Origin of the sequence: Hominilimicola sp. (genome assembly GCF_046972485.1) — a bacterium.
Classification (GTDB): domain Bacteria; phylum Bacillota; class Clostridia; order UBA1381; family UBA1381; genus Hominilimicola; species Hominilimicola fabiformis.
Map to the genome: position 1 here is coordinate 19399 of NZ_JBKVWU010000010.1, position 20226 is coordinate 39624.

Consider the following 20226-nt stretch of genomic DNA (forward strand, 5'->3'; position numbering starts at 1 on the left):
GGAGTGAAAGAAAAAATGTGGAAAAGAAAATTTTTTAGACGTGCGGCGGAAGATAGCGGTACAAACATCATTGAATTAATCGCAGGTGTAAGCGATACGATTTCAAAAGACGAGGCTATGAGCATTCCGACCGTGACAAGTTGTGTAAATTTCATAGCCAATACAATAGCAATGTTGCCGATAGTTCTGAAAGATATTAACGGCGGCGGTAATGTCGAAGATGATTTCAGAGTTCATCTGTTAAACAGTGAAACAGGCGATAAATTAGACGCATTTCAGATGAAAACGGCGTGGTTATCTGATGTTCTGACAGACGGTGAGGGATATATTTTCATCAACCGAAATCGAAACGCCGTTAAAAGTCTGCACTATGTGAAATCGTCAAAAGTTTCCGTAATCGAGGGAACAGACCCGATATTTAAAGATTATGACATAATGGTGAACGGTCAGAAATACTGCGATTGGGAGTTTTTAAAACTGACACGTCGCAGTGAAAATGGAGCTACAGGCAAAGGCATAATCGAAGAAAACAATAAGATGTTGTCAGTGGCATACAACACGTTAAAATTTGAAAACAGTCTTGTCAAATCCGGCGGCAAAAAAGGTTTTTTACAATCGGAAAAACGATTAGAGGAATCGGCATTAACCAAATTAAAAAGAACGTGGCAACGATTTTACAGAAACAACGAAGAGAACATAATGGTGCTAAACAACGGTTTAAAATTCACAGAGGCGTCATTGTCAAGTGTGGAAATGCAGTTGAAAGAAAACAAAGAGGCAAACGCGATTGAAATAGCAAAGTTATTCAACCTGTCCCCTGAAATAATCAACGGGACGTGCAGTGATGAAAACTATAACAACGGTATCAAATCGGCAATTTTGCCGATTATCAAAGCCATTGAAACGGCACTGAATAAAGATTTGCTACTGCAAAGTGAATACGGCAAGTTGTCATTTTCGATAGATACCAAGACACTGTTAAAAGGCGATATGCAAAAGAGATATGCCGCATATGAAACAGGTATTAAAAACAATTTCATTCAAATAGATGAAGTCCGAGAAATGGAAGGATTACCGCCATTAGGTTTGGATTTTGTCAAATTGGGATTAAACGACGTTTTATACTACCCGCAAAAGGGACAAGTATATACACCAAACACAAATCAGACAGTAGATGTCGAGGAAATGAAAGGGGGTGTTAAAGGTGATAAGAGTGGAAATACGAGCGAATAGCGTTCATATTGAGGGCTATGTTTGTGCGACCGGACGTGACAGCCGTCCGATTTCGTCAAGTCACGGCAAGTTCATAGAACAGGTAGAGCCGAAAACATTCGCAAAATCATTAAGACGAAATCCAAACGTTGAATTGCGTTTTAATCACAGAGCGGATAAAATTTTGGGTTCGACAGAAACGGGTGAATTACAACTGCGCGAAGATAATATCGGACTGTTTGCGTCGTGTGACGTAGCAGACCCCGAAGTTATCGAAAAGGCCAACAAAGGCGAGTTACGCGGTTGGAGTTTTGGTTTCTATAGTTGTGCTGACGAATGGAAAGACGCTGACGACGGTATGCAACACCGATATTTGAAGGACATTGATATGTCCGAAGTATCAATTCTAAGTGTTACACCGGCATACATAGCAACAAGCATTGAACAACGTTCAGACCAAGAAAAAGCATTTGAAAGACGAAGTTATGAGGACGAAAGTCAAGTCGTTAAAGAAACTGCAAAGCAAGAGAAGAAAGAAAAGAACGACGAGGACGAAGAAGAAAAACGTGCATTAATTTCACGTTACAAACACGAAGTTGAGTTTTTAAAGATGAAAGGCGGACAATACAATGAAAAGTAAAAAGCAAATATTTAGAGATTTTGAAAGAAAAGCTGCAAGAAAATTTGAAACAAGATCGTTACCGGATTTGATTGAACAACGTAATAATCTGGTTGAGGAAATGGAAAACATCATCAAAGACGCAGAAAAGGAAACAAGAGCGTTGACAGATGATGAAACATCAAGATTTGATGAAATCAAAAAAGAAATTGACGGAATTGATAAAACATTAAAAGCACAAAATGAGGCAAGAAGTTTGTCAAGTGCTGAATTTGGCGGAGCAAAAAAAGAGAATATGGAACAACGTGCGGCGGACGAGGCAAAATTTGAAAAGTTCCTAAGAGGTGAAACAAGGGCGCTAAGCACGTCAGCAAACAGCGGAAAAGCATTGATTCCAACGACAATCGCTGACCGTATCATCGAAAGAGTGAAAGAATTATCACCTATTTACAGTATGGCGACAATATACAACGTTGGCGGTAATTTGTCGTTCCCTGTTTACGACGATACAACTGATACAGGTGCTACGTTAGTGGAAGATATGCAGGAATTGACTGAAAGTTCGGGTAAATTCACGACAATAACACTTGAAAACTATATTGTCGGCGTATTGAAACTAATTTCTAAATCATTAATCAATCAGAGCGGTTTTGATTTGGTATCATTTACAATCAATAAAGTAGCTGAAAATATTGCAGAATTTCTTGAAAAGGGATTGTTAAACGGTCAAAAAAATAAATATCAAGGTGTATTTGAAACAACGAATTTAGTTACATCAGCAAGTGCAAAGGATATTATAGCTGATGAATTGATTGACGTTCAAATGACAGTGCCACAGCAGTTCCAACAAAATGCGTGCTGGATTATGAACAAAGAAACACTGGCACAAATCCGAAAGTTAAAGGATAACGAGGGTAATTACCTACTAAACCGCGATATTACAAAAGAGTTCGGTTGGGAGCTGTTGGGTAAGCCTGTATACGTTTCAGAAAATGCACCTAAAATCGCGGCAAGCACAACAACTATTGTATATGGCGATATGTCCGGTTTGTATGTCAAATTAGCCAACGCTATGGAAATCAACGTACTACTTGAAAAATATGCGACACAATACGCAATCGGTGTATGCGGTTACACTGAATTTGACAGTAAAATCGTTGAAAGCCAAAAAATCGCAGGTTTGAAAATGAAAGCTGCATAATAGGTGGCAGATATGAAAATCAGCGAATTAACAGATGAATACATAGCCGAATATCTGCGTGCGGAGTATGAGGGCGAAGAACAAACATTTTCAACTATTCATACGGCGTCCATTCAGTACATAAAATCGTACACCGGTTTAACTGATGAAGAAATGGATAACTACGAGGATTTGACGATTGCGGCGTTGGTGTTGTGCGGTGATATGTACGACAATCGACAAATGACAGTGCAGTCTGACAAAGAAAATCCGACAGTTACGCAGATTTTGGCACTGCATTCCGTGAATTTATTGTGAGGTGTTGCTGATGATAAATGCCGGACAATTAAACAGACGTGTTGAAATTTGTGAATTAACAGACGGTATCAATCCTGAAACAGGACGCGACGAGGGACAGAAATATGTCCCCGTCTGTACCGTTTGGGCGAATGTGAAACACGTTAGGGGTTCGGAGTATTTTACTGCGGCAGCGGTAAATGCCGAAAGAACGGTGACGTTTACAATCAGATACAAAAAAATTCTGACAGAGGACCACTATATAAAATACGGTGGGACATATTATAATATCCGTGCAATAAACGACGCATCCGAATCGCACGACATACAAATCATAACGGCGGAGGCGGTCAACAATGGCTAAATACGGCGTTGAATATGAGGGGTTTTCGTCATTGGTACTTAAAATTGAAAATTTAGGTGTATCAATGAACGAAGTGGCCGACAAAGTGTTGGACGAAGTCGCACCGTTGGCAGTCAGCACATTCAAACCACACGTTCCATATGACCGAAAGGAAAAAGACAGTTTTCACGCACGAAATCACGTTCGGGCGAGTAAAACGCGTGACGGCTACGGCGGACGATATAAGTTAGTTGGAGTGTTTGACGGTGACGGTGCCAAGTTGGATTGGAGCATTGCACAGTATTTATTTTATGTTGAAAACGGTACAAGCAAAATGGTGGCAAGACCGTTTATGAAAAAAGCAGAGGCGGCAGTTAAATCTGTCGTTGAACCGAAAATGAAAGCGGCATTAGAGCAAGAAATCAAGTCAAGATTGGAGGGATAGCGTTGCAAGATACAATGTTAATGATATATCAGTCATTGAAAAAATCTGCGGCGGTAACAAAAAAAATAGCCGCAATATACAACAATCCGAGAGCACCGGATAAAGACAAAAATTTGTTTCCGCGAATAACAATGTTTGAAATGCTGAATAACGATTCCGAATATGCTGATGACAGCGCAATAATGAATACTGTTATCGTGCGTTTGGATATTTGGAGCAAACAGAATAATTTGTTTGAACTATCAAAGGCAGTAAAAGAAACGTTGGAAACAGATTTTTTGATGTGCAGGGTAGAACTGCAAAGCGATATGTACGAATCAGATACAAATATATATCACAAACCGATAAATGTAACGTTAAAAATGGAGGTATAAAATTATGCAAATCAGAACAGGTTTAAAGGGATTAAGAATTGCAAAAATAATCAGTGATAAAAGTGCGGCAATGACAGGCGGTGAGCCTAAAGTTGAATACGACGAAGTTAAACATTTGCTAAATGTGCAGAATATTGATTTAACTGCAAAAACACAAACAACAGACGTAGACAGTGACGATTGCACTGACGTATTGTCAAAGTGTACAGGTTATGACGGTAAGGCGCAAAGAACAATGTTTTCACCGGCAGAACAGGCAATGTTGTTAGATGAAACATTAACAGAGGACGGAATTTATGTATCAACAGAAAAGGACGACCCTGCCGAATTTGCAACAGGATTTATGACACCGTTAAACGACGGTAAAATTTTAGCAGTGTGGCTGTTACGAACAAAATACAGCACAAGTGATTTTTCAGCGGAAACAGCCGGAACTGAAAAACTAAATCCACAGTCTGACACAATGTCATTCAAATCAATGGCAAGACGTGCGGACGGTGTTTGGAGAATTTACGGTGTCTTTGACACTGAAAAAGAGGCGGATGCATTCCTGACAGTAGAAAAAATAAATAAAATCTACGCAAAAGGAACGACATCAACACCTACAGTAAATACAGGTGACACAGTTCCAAAAGAATAATTAAATAAAAAAAACCGTCCCACGCAGGACGGTAAAAGGAAAAAATAAGTTTTTATAAATCAAGTATAACACAGAAACGCAAATAAATCAAGCACATCATTATGATGTGCGTTTTTTGCGTATGAAAGGAGTTTTTGAAAATGGAAGAAACATTAGATTTAACCGCGTGTATCGCAAAGGGCAAGAAGATAAAAATTGAGGATAAGGAATACGAAATAAAGCTGACATACAGAGCATTGCGAGTATTGGAGCAAATGTACGGAAGTGTCGGCCAAGCTATTGAAATGTTCGGAAACAAGACAGATATATACGGTGATGTTTTAAATTTTCTATATGCAATGGTTGGCGAAAGGTACAATTTGCGAAAAGTGGATATTGAAGATTGGATTTCGTTGGGTACTATAAATATTTTGTATGATGTGGTATATGCCGCAGTGATTTCAGCGTTCGGAGTGCAGGAGGCAACGGAAGAACAGGGGGAACAGTAAGGCGGGACACTCCGTACGATTGGGACAAACTATATTTTATAGGACGTTACCGCCTGCAATTTTCAGATGATGAATTTTGGGACTGCACACCCCGTAAATTTTGGAAAATTTATGAGATGATGAACGGAAACACAAAAACAGCAGAAAAACAGAATAACGATAAACTGCCGAGTTTAGCAGATTTCGGAATATGAGGTGAAAAGAATGAGTGACGGTACAAATATCAGCATTGGTTTTAACACCAAAGAGGCACAACAGGAAATCAAGGCGTTAGGTAATTCAATGAAACAAACGCAAAATGAGTTTAAGGTTACAGACGCCACATTAAAAACGACAGGTTCATCATTGGACCGTTTACAGAATAAATATAAATCCCTGTCTACACAGCTAAACCAACAATCACAGATTACACAGAAATATAAACAAATGGTAGAACAGGCGTCAAAGGCACAGGACGCCGCCCGTCAACGTTTGGAACGTGCGAATGAGGCATACAACAAGGGCAAGACAAGCCTAAAGGCCAACAGCGACGAAATGAAAAAGTTGAAAGACGAAGTAAAAAAGGCTGAAAGTGCCGTTAAAACAGCTGATACGAATTTCAATCGTTTCAGTAACAATCTATCGAGAAGTCAATTAGCAGAGGCAAATTTAAGAAATGAGTTAAAGCAGACGACAGATGAATTAAAAAAACAGTCGCAATATATTACACAGGTTAAAAACAAATATAGCGAATTACAGGACAAAACTGCAGGTGTCAGAAACGGATTGACTAAAGTCGGTAACACATTAACGGCAACAGTAACAGCACCGTTGGTAGCGGCGGGGACTGCGGCAGTTAAGCAATATATGGACCTAAATAAAAAATTGGCTAATATCGCAACATTGTCCATAGGTGACGAACGTCTGCAGGAATTGAAAAAGGGTATACAAGATGTAGCAATAGAAACCGCAAAATATACAGATGATATTGCAGACGGTACATATCAGGTAATATCGGCATTCGGCGACGCTGACGACACAATCGACAAAGTAAGAATAAACGCAAAGGCCGCAAAAGCCGGATTGGCGACAACGACTGATTCTATCAATCTAACTTCAGCCGTTACAAAGGGTTACGGTGATACGACAGCCGAGGCAGTAGAACACGTTGCGGATTTGGCATTTAAAACAGTCGAATTAGGACAGACAACATTCCCCGAACTGGCGTCAAGTATCGGTAAGGTAGTCCCACAATCAAAGGCGTTAGGTGTATCACAGGACGAATTGTTTACGATATTTGCAACATTGACAGGTGTAACGGGTACAGCGTCGGAAGTATCTACACAGTTAGGCGCGGTATATACCGGATTAATGACACCGACAGAGGCATTAAAGAAAAAGCTAAATTCATTGGGTTATGAATCGGGATTTGCAATGGTAAAGGCAAACGGTTTTTCGGGTGCAATGAAGATTTTGGCAGAGGCAACAGGCGGTAGCGAGGAAAAGCTAACAGAACTATTCAGTTCAAAAGAGGCTATTACTGCAATGTTGGCATTGACAGGTGCGCAGGCTGATACATTTTCAGAAAAATTAGAGAAAATGGGTAATGCCGCCGGAGCGTCAGAAGAGGCATTCAAAAAGCAGTCGGAGGGCGTAAACAAATCCGGTTTTACGTTTGAGCAAGCAATGGTTAAAATGCAGGTAGCCGCACAAAAATTTGGTGAAAGTGCGGCACCGTTCATTGATAAGGCTGCAGACGCGGTAAGCAGTTTGGCGGATTGGTTAAGTGGATTGTCTGATGAAGATTGTGAGCGATTATTGAAAATCGGCACAGCATTAGCAATTATCGGACCCGCATTGAGTTTGACGGCAAAAGGTATTTCATTCGCAAACGGTATTAAATCGCTGTTTTCGTTTACAAAAGTAGCAGGCGAGGCGGAGACTGCGGCAAAGGCGGCAGGTGCGGCAGCAGAAACAGCAGGAGCAACAGGAGCAGAGGCAATGGCGGCAGCCGAAGGCGCGGCGGCAAGTGCAACAGGTGCCGGAGGTGTAGGCGGATTTCTTGCGGCATTAGGCGGTGTTGCCGGAGTGAGTGCAGGAATAACAGCAGTAGTAACAGCACCATTTGCGGCTACATTGGCAGTAGCGAAGATTGCAAGTGCAGGAATAGAAAAATATCATCAAAAATTAGGTGAATCGGGAAATGACGCGCTGGCTATGGCACAGGAATATTCGGAAAAAGCAAAGACCGCCTATGATATGACCGTGGTAGCCGATACAGTAGACGCGTATATTGCACGCTATAAGGAATTGACAGAATTAAAAAATCAAGGACAACAAACCGACGAAAGCGAGCAGGAACGAAAATTTTTAGAGCAATGGTTTATAGACAACTATAGCGATTTCATCAGCGCCGAAGAACAGAAAAACGGTGTCCGCAGTTCAACACTGGACATCATAAAACAGATAGTACAGGCACAAAAAGAACAGGCGGAACAGGAAAAGAAACAGAAACAGCAGGAAATCAAGGACGACAGCAGTAAAAAAAGAACCAACGCACAAAAATCGTCGGAGGAAATCCCAAAACTGCAAAGCGTCAATAATGAAACAAAGCAACGTATTGAAAATGCTAAAAAGTTAAGTACAGAATTAGGCGTGTTAAAAACGCAGTATGAGGCAATCAACAGCACAATGTCGGGTGCTGAACGTAGGGCGGCGGTTGAGAAACTGCGTGAGGACAACAAGGAAATATTCGACAGTTATCAAAACATTACAGGCGGTCAATTAAATTTTGACAGTTTGGGACAGGCAATAGAAAATGTATCAGAGCAAACGTCGGAGTGGGAAACGAATGTAGCAAATAACGAAGAACGAATTAAACAGCACCAAGCGTCTATCGAAAAATACAAAGAGGCACTAATAACACTGCAAAACGAAGTTACAAAAGAGGCCGTAAACAAAAGCGGTTTTTCGTCTATTGCGGATATATTCGCAAGTGGTGATGAACAAAAAATAAACAAAGCAATTAATGATGTAGTCACACAATGTCAGCTATTAGGTATGACAACGACCGAAACAAGTTTACAGGTTGCGTTGTTTAAAAACGGTTTTTCAAATTTGAGTGAGGCAATGGCGAGCGGCGACAAGAATATGAAAGCCGTAGTAACCGATTTGAACGATTATATGCACAGCGTTTTAGGATTGCCGGATAATATTGAAATCAGCATAAATGCCGAGGGCGATATTACTATGATAGACAAAACCAAAGACGGTGTCGAAGAAATAGACGGTCAAAGTGCCGAGGTCAGCGTCAGCGTAGACGGTGGCGAAAGTGAACAAACCATAATGACGTTGCAAGAATTGATTGACACATACGGAGCAACACAGGCTGTCGCAATTTTGCAGGCTGACAATCAGGCAACCGTAACAATAGACGGTGTTGTTTATCAGTTGGCGGAGTACAACCAAAAAACAGGTATAGCGACGCTAAAAGCAAACGATTCCGAGGCGGTTATTACAATCAATACAACGACAGGCGAAGTCGATAAATTTGATAATTTAGAGGGTACGGCAACGCTGAAAGCCGACGGCACAAATGCGGCGGTGGTTATTGATAGCCTGACAAGCAAAGCAAAGGGATTTGAAAAAACATATACCGCACATTTTACCGTAAAATCGGACGGAACAGTGTCGAGCGGTTTTTTCAATAGCGGTCAAAAAGGTTTTTTTGCAAACGGTACTGATTCAGCACCGGAAGGACCTGCGGTTATAAATGATGAAAAGGGTGTCGCTGACCCGCGAGAACTGGTAAAACATAAAGGACAATACTATCTGTTTAACGGTCGAAATGTGTTGGTAAATCTAAGTAAGGGTGATTCGGTTTACACGGCTAAACAGACAAAAGCAATGTTGAAAAAATTACCGCATTACGCAACAGGAACAAACAACACAGCATTTGAAACCAAAAAAGAAGATTTTGAATACCGCCAAAAAACAAGCGTCGTATCAGACGCCGACGCATTGCTATGGTGGAAGAAAATATTAGAAGAATTTGCAAACGACGCGGACGTTGTGAAAGAGGCTAATATTGAGATCTACGAACTGAACAAAAAAATTAATGACGACGCAATCAAAGATTATAAAAACAGGTTGAAAAATCAAGAAAGCAAGTCAAAGAATTGGATTGACTATGAAGTCAAAATGCACAATCTGTCAGTAGATGAACAGATTGCGGCATATCAGCGAATGGACGACAACTATCTGAATACATTGACCGAAATGACGGAAAATACCGAAATGACGGCTGATGAACTGCAGGACGTATGGGACGAATATTATGAAACAATCCGAAACCACGAAATACAGATTGCAGATTTACGAAAAAAGAAATTAGACGAATTAGACCAACAGTCATTAGACTATATAGCCGAACGAACATATTTTAATGACTGGGAACAATACGACGACAGCCCCGAGGCGGCATATCAGCGTATTATGGAACGTAATTCACAGGCACTGCAGGACGGCGAAATTACGGAAGAAGAATACAATGAAAAAATGACGACCGCAGGACAGAAACTGTACGAGGGACGTTTGGAAAATTCTAAGAAGTGGTTGCAAATGCAAAAGAAGTACGGAGCAATCAGCGAGCAGGAATATCAAGCCGGACTAAACCGCGTAAAGAACTATACACAAAAATATTACGAACAAGGAATGATAAGCGGTAAATATTACTATGAGGCTATGGACGACGCAAACAGTAACCTGTTTGACAGTATGAGTGAAACGTTGGAAAACTACGTCAACGAATACTATGACGCACAAAAAGAAATGTTGTCAGCGAAAAAAGAAGCAATCGAGGCGGAATACAAGGCAATCGAGGACGCGGAAACCAAAGCCGAAAGGAAAAAAGAGCTGTCGGAACTGGAGGCGGAACGTGAAAAATATCAAAATGCCGTTACGATAGACGGTAAGAAAAAATTAAAAGAAATCGAAGAAGATATTGCGGACATCAAAAAAACAGAGGCAAAAGAGGCACGAGAGGCGGAAAAACAAGCCAAGTTAGACGCAATCGAGGACGAAAACGAGGCACTGGAAAAAGAGCAAAGCAACACGCTGAAAGGACTAAGCAAATATACATCACAGGCATTGGGAATAATCAGCGGTGGTAATGATGATATGACAAAACAGTTTAACAGTGTTTTAAAATCGTACAATCAGCAACAGGAACAGTTGGCAACAACCGGATATAACACTATATCAAAAATAGTAGATATGACAAATCAGAAATTGTCCGAAATAGGTCAAAATATTCCGAACGCAACAACCGCCCATAACGAATATACCATTACAATCAAACAGGATTTTAATAATAATATCACTGATGAAACGACTGCAATGGCGTACGGTAAATATGCGGGTAGTTCGGTAAAACGTTCAATTTCGGATGCATTTTTGGGAGCGGAGGGCTAAACAATGGGATTAACATATCGTGGTAAACATTCATTGCGTGATTTTGGTATGCAAACCAAAATCACCGATTTACCGATAACACCGCCGAAAAAGACGGATTACGAGGAAGATATACCGTACAGGGACGGCAGCATAGATTTTTCGGAATCGGGCGGCAGGGTGTTTTACAAAGACAAAACAATCGAAGTTGAATTTTATTTAATCTGCAACGATACCGCAAAACGTAATAAAACTATTGAACAGTTTGTAACGTGGATAAACGGCGGAAAAGGTGAGTTGATTTTGGACGATATGCCGTTTACAAAGTGGATAGCGTCACCGATAACCGTGGAAGATATGACTATAATGCTACAACGAGCGGGAAAAACCGTTGTAGCATTCAGATGTGAACCGTTTAATCAGTTCCTGTATGATACGCAGGGTATTCCGTTAGGTGCGGATATTCCGTTAGATACGGAAATTGAAATAGGTTGGCCGATAAATCATATATATGAAATTGCCAACGGTACAAACACATTTAAACTAAACAATGCCGGAAATGCGGCGGTACGACCTAAGATAGTTTTCAACGGTAATTTTACATCAGTATCGTTTACCTGCGGCGGAAACACAATAAAATATAATCACAAAACTACGCAATTCACAATCGATTGCGAATTGTTCAGCTGTTTTGAGGGTGACACCAATACGTCAGAATATTCAAACGGTGATCATATAGAAATCGGACAGGGTGAAAATGAAATAACAATACAGTCAAACGGAACCGGAACAGTTGAAATTATTTATAATCCGCTGTTCTATTATACACAGTCGATTTTATAAAACAGGAGGAAATACAATGAATAAAATGATACGTATATACAGTTGCAACGGAACCGATTTCAGTTCAAACGGTTTGGCAATTTTGGACGAGGCAAAGGACGTTTGTATTACACACGAATTAAACGGCAGCTACAATTTGCAATTTGAATATCCGATAGATTCGGCTAAATGGGAATTTATCGCAAACAACCGTATTTGTAGGGTAGGGAATGAATGTTTCCGTATTCGTTCTATTGATAATAATAAAATATACGCACTGGCACTGTATATGGACGCACAATTTAAACATATTCAGTATATCGGTGATATGTTGGGAAAAACACCGCGTTATATTATGACACAGCTGTTTAAAAACACCAATATACATATAATGACGGACGCAGAGGTAAAGTCATTGGGAATGGAATGGGTGAACACCGCAACCGATTTTTTTGAGGCGTCAAAGATAACACCGATTGTCGGTATGTCTACGCTGTCAGAAACATTAGAAAAACAATCGACAATGTGCGAATTATATGTAGATAATTATAATTTGGCACTGGTTAAACAAATCGGCAAGGACAACGGTAACGAATTAACATTACGTTTCAATGCAAAATCAGCTGAATCGTCACGCGACGCGTCTACATTAATAACACGACTATATCCATACGGACAGGACGATTTGGATATATCTACGGTCAATAACGGTAAACAGTATATAGACAGTCCTATGGTTGAAAAAATAGGTGTCTACGAGGGTTTTTCAAATTTTGACGAATGCGAAGAACCGGACGAACTGTTGAAACTGGCAAAGTGGCAATTTTCAGAAGATAATTTAGAACGTATTGATATTCCTAAATATACAATGACTGTCGGTTACGTTGATGTTTGCGAGGCGTACAAATATCATAATCTGAACAAACCGAGCATTGGGGACAGGGTGAAAATTTTCGATAAGAGTATGAACACCAAAACGCTGCAAAGAATTATAACAACAAAAATTTATCCGTTCGAGCCGAGGAAATCAACCATTGAAGTGGGACACCCGCAAGTCACAATAGATAGTTTTTTCAAGGATATTGCCACAACAAATATAATCCAAAAAATACAGCGAAACGGCAAGAAAGAAATCAAGACAAGCTATTTGGAAATGATGAGAGAAAACGTCAAAGTCAGCATAAACGAGGCACTGCAGAATGAGAATATCGCCAAGTATCAGACCGGAGCATTGTTTGAAAGTCCCGACGGTCAAAGTGCTGTCGCAATCATCAAGGGTCAGTTGGCTATTGCAGGGCAGAAAACCGAGGGTGAATGGGATTGGACTACGGTGATAAACGATAATGAAATAATTGTATCAGACGTATTCACAGGGGCATTATATACAAACCTATGTACAATAATGTCTGCCAACGGCAAATTGACAATAGAAAACAGTTTAATAACAATGCAGGACGAAAATAATATTGTCAGATTTGAATGTGGTTATAAAAACGGTAAATATGTTTTTTGTTTGTATGACGCTACAGGCGAACAAAACGTGTATATAAATAGTAGCGGCGAGGCGGTATTTGCCGGAAGTGTTAATACAAAGAAAGATACATTTGTTGGCAGTGTACTATATATACAAACCACAGATTTAGTAGGAGATTCAAAGCAACCTGCAATACGTTTTTTGGATAAGAATGGCGATATAGTAAATGAATTATCATGTACAGCAAATGGAACATTGAGAGTTACAACCGGGAAGCCAAATGCAAAATTTATGTATGGTGCATATGAAGTGGCAAGTGAAAGGAATATAGAAATACTACAAGAACAAATTAATAATTTAAAAAAAGAAATTGACGATTTAAAGTAATCGTCAATTTTTAAATGCTGTAGGATTTGCAAGAACAACAGTGGTATAATATTCATAAGAGATAAAACGCATTGAAGTATTATACTCAAGACAATAGTTATCATCAAATTTATGCCAATCAAAATCTGTATAATCTATAATATCTAAACAATTCAAATAGTATGTGCCGTCGAAATTGTACACGGGTAATCCATCATCAGTATTAAATGCAAATAAATCAGGATAGTAATACTCTTTGTTTGGATTTAATGTAGGCTTTGGTTGTGTAGCGGTGGTTGTTGTAGTTGGTGTTGGTTGTGCGGTGGTATCGGTATCAATCGTAATAGTGTTGTCACTGAATCCAACATTGAAACCGCCTACAGCGTCCGCAACGTCACGTAATTTGAAATATGTATTATCGTTGATGTTGTAGCCCTCAATCGCCGTTTCTGTACCGTTTACGGCAACAGGGAACGGGTTAGCCGTTACTGCATATTCTACGGCGAAACCTGTCGCGGTCGCACAGATTATACCGCCTGTTATAAAACCTAATATAAATTTTTTCATAGCTTGTAGCCTCCTTTTGTTTTTAATATATAATAATTTGTGCATTTTGTCAATATTTGTTTGACAATACAGCATTAATATGGTAATATAAAAATAAAAAGAAAAAAATTCTAAAAAACTATTGCTTTTTTTAAGCAGATAGAATATAATATAACGCATGAGATAGGCCTCAACACGCCTCTTCGCAATGCGAATGCGTACCATGTTGAGGCTGCTTTTTTATTTTAGGAGTATTGTATGGAAATAAAAAGACCGACTACAATAGAAGAACAAATAAAAATTTTAGGTGGTAGAAAGTTAGTTATTGAAGATGTTGAATTCGCTCAAAATGTACTTTTATCGGTAAATTATTATAATTTTACTGGTTATTTACATACATATAAAAATGCAGATGACAATTACGAAAACATTTCTTTTAATCAAGCGTATAGAATATATCTATGCGATAGACGTATTAGGTCTACTATATTATACGCGATAGAGAGTATTGAACATAATTTAAAGACGAAAATCGCTTATGTAATAGCGATGAATACCTGTGCAACATCTTACTTAAACAAAGATATTTTCGTGGATGAAGAAGAACACCAAAAACTACTACAAAAATTTGGACAAGCAATAAATAGAAATAGTAAAATACCATTCGTAAAACATCACATAAAGAAATATGACAGAAGATTTCCTATTTGGGTAGCTATTGAAATTTTTACCTTAGGAATGGTGTGGAATTGTTATAAAAATTTAAAGACACCTCTAAAAAAGAAGATTGCATCAAAATTTAATATAGGTTCCGTTTATTTGGAGAGCTGGATTGAATGTATATCTTATTTACGAAATGTATGCGCACACTATATGAGGTTATATAGATTTAAGGTACAGAAGACACCTAAAAAGAGTAAAAAACATAGTATGAATAATATATCTCACTGCATATATGACATTATAAATGTAATGCGTTTTTTAATGCCAAGTAAAGATGAATGGAATAATTACATAATTTCTAATATTGCTCAAATCTTTGAAGAATATAAAGATGTTGTAAGTCCTGAAGATTATGGTTTTCCAAAGAACTGGGAAAAAACTTTAACATTATAATATTGAAATTAAGCACGTCTTACGGCGTGCTTTTTTCGTACCAAAAATGAGGTGACATAATGTACAGACGAATACCACCATAGCACGCTTACGGCGTGTTTTTTTAATGAAATCCCAATCAATTACGATTAGAAAGGAATGATAAAATGAAATTAAATTTTAATTTTAGCGGAAAAACGCTGTTAAAGGATTGGTGGAAGATTGTTCGTGATAATTTCACGGCAATTCAAACAGACCACAACGAATTGAGCGACAAATTGGACACAGAAATCACGCAACGCACCAACGCTGATGTAGGTTTGGCAGACAAAATCACCGCCGAAACCAAGGCGAGGGAAAGTGCGGATAGTTCGTTAAGCAGTCGCATAAACAACGAAGTGACAATACGACAGGCGGCGGATAATGAACTGCAACGTAATATTGACAGTGAAATCACCGAAAGACAGACGGCAGATACCAATATTTCAAATTCAGTGAAAGCCGAAGAATCAGCAAGAAAAAGTGCTGACAAAGAATTGAAAGCACGTATTGATGAAATCAATGCGAACACCGAAACAACTATACTGTTTGGCGACAAAAAGCAACATACAGTAAAATTTGTTGCACCGAGTAAGCCTACACTATATTTTGACGGACAACAAGAATATTATGGCGAGAGTATGGCGGTTGATATTACACTGAAAGACGCGTTTTACATTGACGGGAAACAGATTGCTGGAACGTTTTCAGAACCGTGTATAAATGTACCGATAGACGGTGTTTATATTGTTGTTCGCTATGATTTTAGTAATAATATGTGTAGTATATCATCAAATTCTACATCTGTACCGTCGGCAATTTCGGGTGATGTATGGACATTTACATTGTATCATATTAACGATATAAATTTAGAAATGAAGATAGACAGCGAATCGCCGACAGGGGAAAGATATGAATTTATATCGGCGGCGGTTGATTATGTCATAGAAAACGAAAATGCCACAGGCGACAGTTATTTCATAACCAATACATACGAACGTGTTCGTACATTGGCAGATTTGGCAACTGTCAATAAAAATTCATTTATTGACGCTGTAAATGAAAATGCAAAAAATATTACAGACGTCACCCAAAATCAAATATTTGTTGTGTGTGACGGCGACCACGACGAATTAAAAATACAGGCGGCGTTGTCGAGAGCCACACGAGGCACGGTAGTATATATCATGGGTGATTGTGTACTGACTAACGAAAACACACAGGACAGTGGGCTTGTTTCGGGGTTCGGTCATTATAATGCTATATTAAATGTAGGTATACGAGTTACATTAGACGGTACTTACTGTAGTTCAATTACGTTTAAAAATACCAATCCTGCCGCACGTCAAGTTATATTCTTCTTGGGTATTATGGCGAAGTTAAAAAATATAAATTTCCAAGAGGATAATACCACCTGTACTCAAACATCTGTTAATCCTATGATTTTATTTGGCAATAGTAACGCAATCGTTGATAATTGTGTATTAGGCGAAGTATATGATGTAAATCAAGATGATAGTACCGTTGGTAATATCATTATGTGCAGTGGTTCAAAATTTACAAACAACGTCATTGACAGTTGGGGTTTAAAAACTAAAACTAATACCGGTAGCTGTATGAAATTTTCGGGTGTTTTTGTAGATAATAATAAATTTACAAATATATGGACTACCGACAATTCAGAGTCGGGATATTTAATGTCTGTATTATCATCGACATTTATAAACAATGTATTTGAAGATAACACCGTACCGCAAGGGGAAATATATTTCAGCGGTAACAAAAGTCTTTGTTATCATAATATTTTCAATAGTAGTGATATCGGGAATATTACACTGGCAGGCAATACAGCCAATAATGTATTTATTTCGTTAGATTTGAACGAGCGTATAGCAGTCAGATTGAGAAGTATCTGTAATGACAATACATTCTTGGGCTTAAAGGTAAAAGAAGGTGATTGCGCTTTTGATTTGGGTATAGAATCAACATTCGCAAACAATTATATTAAAAATCTGTCTATTATAACAACTGATAGTACAGAAGGTAAAGAATATAATATCCTTTATGCAAACAAGGCATTTTGTCGTGATAATGTGATTCTATTATCTGCGGCAACAAACGCATTAGAAAATCTGTACGTTATCGAAGCTAACGCTTCGTCGGTTGTAACGGGCAATGTCACAAGTGCAAGCTCAATAGGTCAACTGGACGAAGGTTGTGTGGCTGAAGGTAATACGGTTGCGTGGAGTTAAGGGGGTCGAATATGTACAAATTTTATAGTAAAAACGGAACAGCACAATTTTATGAACGCGGTGTTGAAATTGACGGCACGGTGTACGGAATACATACCGATAGAGACATCCAACGTATAAAACGCAGGATTGTCAATGATAAATTCGCCGAAACTGACGACAATTTCGATATGGACACAGAAATCGCAAAAATTCAGCATACAGACGTTACGTTTGAACAGCCAACTTCAGAAAAACTGTCACAGATACAGGCGAAAACATACAACAGTATGTCGGAATTAAAACAGCACGTTCAGTCCGTTATGAACGGTGACGAAACAATGTCACAGGACGAAATCAACGCAATGCTGATGTTACAGATTGCAGAGTTAAAGGCAGGTGTTGGCGGTGAATAAAACATTGATAAAAAAATACTATCAAATGGGTATTTACAAAGAAAAACATTTAGATATATTCGTCAAAGCGGGATATATCACAGAAGACGACAAAAAAAATATGGAGGGCTGATATGGAGGCAGAAAACGAAAAAGAAGTGTGGGAGCGTCTGACTGCCGTAGAGCAGTCCACCAAGTCGGCACACCACAGAATTGACGGTATCGAAAAACTGACCGAAAGCGTCCACATCATAGCCACGGAAACAAAGGCTATGCGTGAGGACGTGAACGATATTACATCACGGGTAGACGAAATAGAAAAACGTCCTACAAAGCGATACGAAACAGTAGTTACCGCCATTATTACGGCAATAGTGGGCGGTTTGATAGGTTATTTTGTTAAAATGTTGGGTTTTTAGTATTTTAAAATTTAGGAGGTATGTAAAAATGAAAGATTGGTTTAAAGCGGCAGGAATAAGAGCAATCAAGACGATTGCACAGACAGCGATTGCGACAATCGGTACGGCCGCCGTACTGGGTGACGTCAACTGGGTAATGGTTGCGTCAGCGGCGGCATTGGCAGGTGTATTGTCGTTATTGACATCAGTTGCAACGGGATTGCCGGAAATGAATAACGAAAAGGGGGAATAAAATATGACGTTACAAGATACCGTTGCACTGATGAACAGTGCGGACTACAAGGAACGTTTCAAGGCAGAATATTATCAGTTGGCGAATCGGTTCAAAGGGTTAAAGAAAATGTTGGAGGAATGGGACAGGGGAAAATTAAAATTTTCCCCAACGTGTCCACGCAGTACATACGACATACAATTAAACGCAATGACTGACTATTTGGCAATTTTAGAGGCGAGAGCAGTAATGGAAGATATTGAATTGAAAGAGGTGTAATGAAATATGACAGATAAAATTTTTATAAACGCAGTAAAAACATTAATCGCAAACTATTTTAACAACAATGTCGATGTGACAGACGGTAAGAAAATCACCGCAGACGATGTATATATCGTTTGGAGCTGTAAGACGCTACAGAATTTTAAAGCATTAGCGTCAACAACCGTATCGGACGGAATGTATTATGAAATTACATACAACGGCGATAAAAACGAGATATATTTTGACGCGTACAAGAAGTGGAAAAATATGACGGTAAAGGAGTGGTAATTTATGCGCATTGGAATTAATTGTGGACATACCGTAAGCGGACAAGTCGGTTGTGGCGCGGTAGACTACATAGACGAAAGCGTGGAGGCACGAAATGTCGGTTATGCACTTGAAGATTTACTTAAAAAAGCAGGTCATACAGTATATGACTGTACAAACGATTACGCACCGACAGTAAGTTCAAATTTAAAACAGATAGTTGATATGGCAAATTCACAGTCACTTGACTTGTTTGTATCAATTCACTTTAACAGTGGCGGTGGGCAAGGTACAGAGGTGTGGACTTACGGCGGCAAAAAGTTTGATGAGGCAACAAATACTTGCAAGGCAATAAGTGAATTGGGTTTTAAAAACAGAGGTATTAAAGACGGCTCTAAGCTGTATGTGGTACATCACAGTGACGCGAAAGCTATGCTTGTAGAAGTGTGTTTTGTTGATACGGACGACGCAGAAAAATATAAAAAGATTGGTGCGGCAGAGTTCGCAAAAGCAATTTTCAAAGGAATAACAGGGCAGGAAACAGAAAGCGAGGATTTAACAATGTCACAATATACAGAATTAAAAGAATTAATCGAAAAACAGGCGGCGGAAATTGCCGATTTAAAAAACATCAACCAACAGTTGGTGAATGTAGTTCAAACTACAATGATTTACGATTTCAATGATGACAATATGCCGTCGTGGGCGCGTCCTGCGGTGCAGGCGGCTATGGACTGCGGTGCGGTACAGGGTGATGAGAACGGCAGATTAGGTTTATCCTACAAGGATTTACGTGCCATTGTACGTGAATATCGTTGCGGATTGTATAATAAATAGTATAAAAAAATAGGTGGCTACGTGCCACCTATTTTTTTTATTTGTTTTCGTCTGCAATTCTGTTGATTGCTTCAACCAACAATTTCTCCGCCCACGCAGGCGGTTTTCTGTCGCCATTCTCCCAATGCGACAATGTGCGCAGTGGGACTTCAAATCTATCTGCTAATGCCGCCTGCGTCAGACCTGCCGCAAGTCGAGCTTTTTTGATTTTGCAATCCATATTATCACCTTT

23 protein-coding genes are annotated in these 20226 nt (G+C 39.1%); 21 read left to right on the forward strand and 2 right to left on the reverse strand.

What is annotated here, in order from left to right; all coding sequences use genetic code 11:
* Positions 1-15 precede the first annotated feature (15 nt).
* The 12 genes from ACLTU0_RS02555 (at position 16) to ACLTU0_RS02610 (ending at position 13711) form a co-directional block, all read left to right on the forward strand.
* A complete protein-coding gene (locus ACLTU0_RS02555; protein ID WP_412321302.1) occupies positions 16-1233 on the forward strand; it encodes a phage portal protein in 1218 nt (405 codons plus the stop codon).
* Positions 1205-1852: an HK97 family phage prohead protease gene (locus tag ACLTU0_RS02560; protein WP_412321304.1), complete on the forward strand. Its 648-nt coding sequence runs from the start codon at positions 1205-1207 to the stop codon at positions 1850-1852. Before ACLTU0_RS02555 ends, ACLTU0_RS02560 begins: the two co-directional genes overlap by 29 nt.
* A complete protein-coding gene (locus ACLTU0_RS02565; RefSeq protein WP_412321306.1) occupies positions 1842-3032 on the forward strand; it encodes a phage major capsid protein in 1191 nt (396 codons plus the stop codon). Before ACLTU0_RS02560 ends, ACLTU0_RS02565 begins: the two co-directional genes overlap by 11 nt.
* Positions 3033-3044: 12 nt before the next feature.
* Positions 3045-3329 (forward strand): head-tail connector protein, encoded by a 285-nt coding sequence (locus ACLTU0_RS02570; protein WP_412321307.1) that lies wholly within the window; start codon positions 3045-3047, stop codon positions 3327-3329.
* A 10-nt stretch (positions 3330-3339) separates the two neighbouring features.
* Entirely contained in the window at positions 3340-3672 is a 333-nt protein-coding gene (locus tag ACLTU0_RS02575; RefSeq protein WP_412321308.1) for a head-tail adaptor protein, read from the forward strand.
* Complete coding sequence (locus tag ACLTU0_RS02580; protein ID WP_412321309.1) at positions 3665-4096, forward strand: HK97-gp10 family putative phage morphogenesis protein; 432 nt, start codon at positions 3665-3667, stop codon at positions 4094-4096. The genes ACLTU0_RS02575 and ACLTU0_RS02580 overlap by 8 nt, the downstream gene beginning before the upstream one ends.
* Before the next feature lie 2 nt (positions 4097-4098).
* Positions 4099-4470 carry a hypothetical protein gene (locus tag ACLTU0_RS02585; protein WP_412321310.1) on the forward strand — a complete coding sequence of 124 codons (372 nt, stop codon included), beginning with the start codon at positions 4099-4101 and terminating at the stop codon, positions 4468-4470.
* A 4-nt stretch (positions 4471-4474) separates the two neighbouring features.
* Positions 4475-5110 (forward strand): major tail protein, encoded by a 636-nt coding sequence (locus ACLTU0_RS02590; protein ID WP_412321311.1) that lies wholly within the window; start codon positions 4475-4477, stop codon positions 5108-5110.
* A 140-nt stretch (positions 5111-5250) separates the two neighbouring features.
* Positions 5251-5598 (forward strand): hypothetical protein, encoded by a 348-nt coding sequence (locus tag ACLTU0_RS02595; protein ID WP_412321312.1) that lies wholly within the window; start codon positions 5251-5253, stop codon positions 5596-5598.
* A gap of 204 nt (positions 5599-5802) precedes the next feature.
* On the forward strand, positions 5803-11049 hold the full coding sequence (locus ACLTU0_RS02600) for a phage tail tape measure protein (RefSeq protein WP_412321313.1): 5247 nt from the start codon (positions 5803-5805) through the stop codon (positions 11047-11049).
* Positions 11050-11052: 3 nt separating this feature from the next.
* The gene (locus ACLTU0_RS02605) at positions 11053-11871 is read left to right on the forward strand and encodes a phage tail domain-containing protein (RefSeq protein WP_412321314.1); all 819 of its coding nucleotides are present in this window, start codon (positions 11053-11055) and stop codon (positions 11869-11871) included.
* Positions 11872-11887: 16 nt separating this feature from the next.
* Positions 11888-13711 (forward strand): phage tail spike protein, encoded by a 1824-nt coding sequence (locus ACLTU0_RS02610; protein WP_412321315.1) that lies wholly within the window; start codon positions 11888-11890, stop codon positions 13709-13711.
* Between the two features lie 3 nt (positions 13712-13714).
* On the opposite strand, the gene ACLTU0_RS02615 is transcribed toward ACLTU0_RS02610, so the two are convergent.
* Complete coding sequence (locus tag ACLTU0_RS02615) at positions 13715-14257, reverse strand: hypothetical protein (protein ID WP_412321316.1); 543 nt, start codon at positions 14255-14257, stop codon at positions 13715-13717.
* A 237-nt stretch (positions 14258-14494) separates the two neighbouring features.
* Between ACLTU0_RS02615 and ACLTU0_RS02620 the strand changes: the two genes are divergently transcribed.
* From ACLTU0_RS02620 to ACLTU0_RS02660, 9 genes are all read left to right on the forward strand, one after another.
* Positions 14495-15352: an Abi family protein gene (locus ACLTU0_RS02620; RefSeq protein WP_412321317.1), complete on the forward strand. Its 858-nt coding sequence runs from the start codon at positions 14495-14497 to the stop codon at positions 15350-15352.
* 146 nt (positions 15353-15498) lie between these two features.
* Positions 15499-17622: a hypothetical protein gene (locus ACLTU0_RS02625; RefSeq protein WP_412321318.1), complete on the forward strand. Its 2124-nt coding sequence runs from the start codon at positions 15499-15501 to the stop codon at positions 17620-17622.
* 11 nt (positions 17623-17633) lie between these two features.
* The gene (locus ACLTU0_RS02630; protein WP_412321319.1) at positions 17634-18017 is read left to right on the forward strand and encodes a hypothetical protein; all 384 of its coding nucleotides are present in this window, start codon (positions 17634-17636) and stop codon (positions 18015-18017) included.
* On the forward strand, positions 18010-18129 hold the full coding sequence (locus ACLTU0_RS02635; RefSeq protein ID WP_412321320.1) for an XkdX family protein: 120 nt from the start codon (positions 18010-18012) through the stop codon (positions 18127-18129). Before ACLTU0_RS02630 ends, ACLTU0_RS02635 begins: the two co-directional genes overlap by 8 nt.
* 1 nt (position 18130) lies before the next feature.
* Complete coding sequence (locus tag ACLTU0_RS02640; RefSeq protein ID WP_412293902.1) at positions 18131-18415, forward strand: hypothetical protein; 285 nt, start codon at positions 18131-18133, stop codon at positions 18413-18415.
* A 28-nt stretch (positions 18416-18443) separates the two neighbouring features.
* A complete protein-coding gene (locus ACLTU0_RS02645) occupies positions 18444-18647 on the forward strand; it encodes a holin (RefSeq protein WP_412321321.1) in 204 nt (67 codons plus the stop codon).
* Positions 18648-18650: 3 nt separating this feature from the next.
* A complete protein-coding gene (locus ACLTU0_RS02650) occupies positions 18651-18905 on the forward strand; it encodes a crAss001_48 related protein (protein WP_412321322.1) in 255 nt (84 codons plus the stop codon).
* A 6-nt stretch (positions 18906-18911) separates the two neighbouring features.
* On the forward strand, positions 18912-19178 hold the full coding sequence (locus tag ACLTU0_RS02655; RefSeq protein WP_412321323.1) for a DUF6275 family protein: 267 nt from the start codon (positions 18912-18914) through the stop codon (positions 19176-19178).
* Positions 19179-19181: 3 nt separating this feature from the next.
* A complete protein-coding gene (locus ACLTU0_RS02660; RefSeq protein ID WP_412321324.1) occupies positions 19182-19994 on the forward strand; it encodes an N-acetylmuramoyl-L-alanine amidase in 813 nt (270 codons plus the stop codon).
* A gap of 37 nt (positions 19995-20031) precedes the next feature.
* On the opposite strand, the gene ACLTU0_RS02665 is transcribed toward ACLTU0_RS02660, so the two are convergent.
* Positions 20032-20226 (reverse strand): helix-turn-helix domain-containing protein (locus ACLTU0_RS02665; RefSeq protein ID WP_412321325.1); only part of this gene is annotated, 195 nt, incomplete at its 5' end.

Coding starts and splice junctions, on each gene's coding strand:
- ACLTU0_RS02555 (WP_412321302.1), top strand. CDS start 16: ATGTGGAAAAGAAAATTTTTTAGACGTGCGGCGGAAGATAGCGGTACA.
- ACLTU0_RS02565 (WP_412321306.1), top strand. CDS start 1,842: ATGAAAAGTAAAAAGCAAATATTTAGAGATTTTGAAAGAAAAGCTGCA.
- ACLTU0_RS02570 (WP_412321307.1), top strand. CDS start 3,045: ATGAAAATCAGCGAATTAACAGATGAATACATAGCCGAATATCTGCGT.
- ACLTU0_RS02575 (WP_412321308.1), top strand. CDS start 3,340: ATGATAAATGCCGGACAATTAAACAGACGTGTTGAAATTTGTGAATTA.
- ACLTU0_RS02580 (WP_412321309.1), top strand. CDS start 3,665: ATGGCTAAATACGGCGTTGAATATGAGGGGTTTTCGTCATTGGTACTT.
- ACLTU0_RS02590 (WP_412321311.1), top strand. CDS start 4,475: ATGCAAATCAGAACAGGTTTAAAGGGATTAAGAATTGCAAAAATAATC.
- ACLTU0_RS02595 (WP_412321312.1), top strand. CDS start 5,251: ATGGAAGAAACATTAGATTTAACCGCGTGTATCGCAAAGGGCAAGAAG.
- ACLTU0_RS02600 (WP_412321313.1), top strand. CDS start 5,803: ATGAGTGACGGTACAAATATCAGCATTGGTTTTAACACCAAAGAGGCA.
- ACLTU0_RS02605 (WP_412321314.1), top strand. CDS start 11,053: ATGGGATTAACATATCGTGGTAAACATTCATTGCGTGATTTTGGTATG.
- ACLTU0_RS02610 (WP_412321315.1), top strand. CDS start 11,888: ATGAATAAAATGATACGTATATACAGTTGCAACGGAACCGATTTCAGT.
- ACLTU0_RS02615 (WP_412321316.1), bottom strand. CDS start 14,257: ATGAAAAAATTTATATTAGGTTTTATAACAGGCGGTATAATCTGTGCG.
- ACLTU0_RS02620 (WP_412321317.1), top strand. CDS start 14,495: ATGGAAATAAAAAGACCGACTACAATAGAAGAACAAATAAAAATTTTA.
- ACLTU0_RS02625 (WP_412321318.1), top strand. CDS start 15,499: ATGAAATTAAATTTTAATTTTAGCGGAAAAACGCTGTTAAAGGATTGG.
- ACLTU0_RS02630 (WP_412321319.1), top strand. CDS start 17,634: ATGTACAAATTTTATAGTAAAAACGGAACAGCACAATTTTATGAACGC.
- ACLTU0_RS02640 (WP_412293902.1), top strand. CDS start 18,131: ATGGAGGCAGAAAACGAAAAAGAAGTGTGGGAGCGTCTGACTGCCGTA.
- ACLTU0_RS02645 (WP_412321321.1), top strand. CDS start 18,444: ATGAAAGATTGGTTTAAAGCGGCAGGAATAAGAGCAATCAAGACGATT.
- ACLTU0_RS02650 (WP_412321322.1), top strand. CDS start 18,651: ATGACGTTACAAGATACCGTTGCACTGATGAACAGTGCGGACTACAAG.
- ACLTU0_RS02655 (WP_412321323.1), top strand. CDS start 18,912: ATGACAGATAAAATTTTTATAAACGCAGTAAAAACATTAATCGCAAAC.
- ACLTU0_RS02660 (WP_412321324.1), top strand. CDS start 19,182: ATGCGCATTGGAATTAATTGTGGACATACCGTAAGCGGACAAGTCGGT.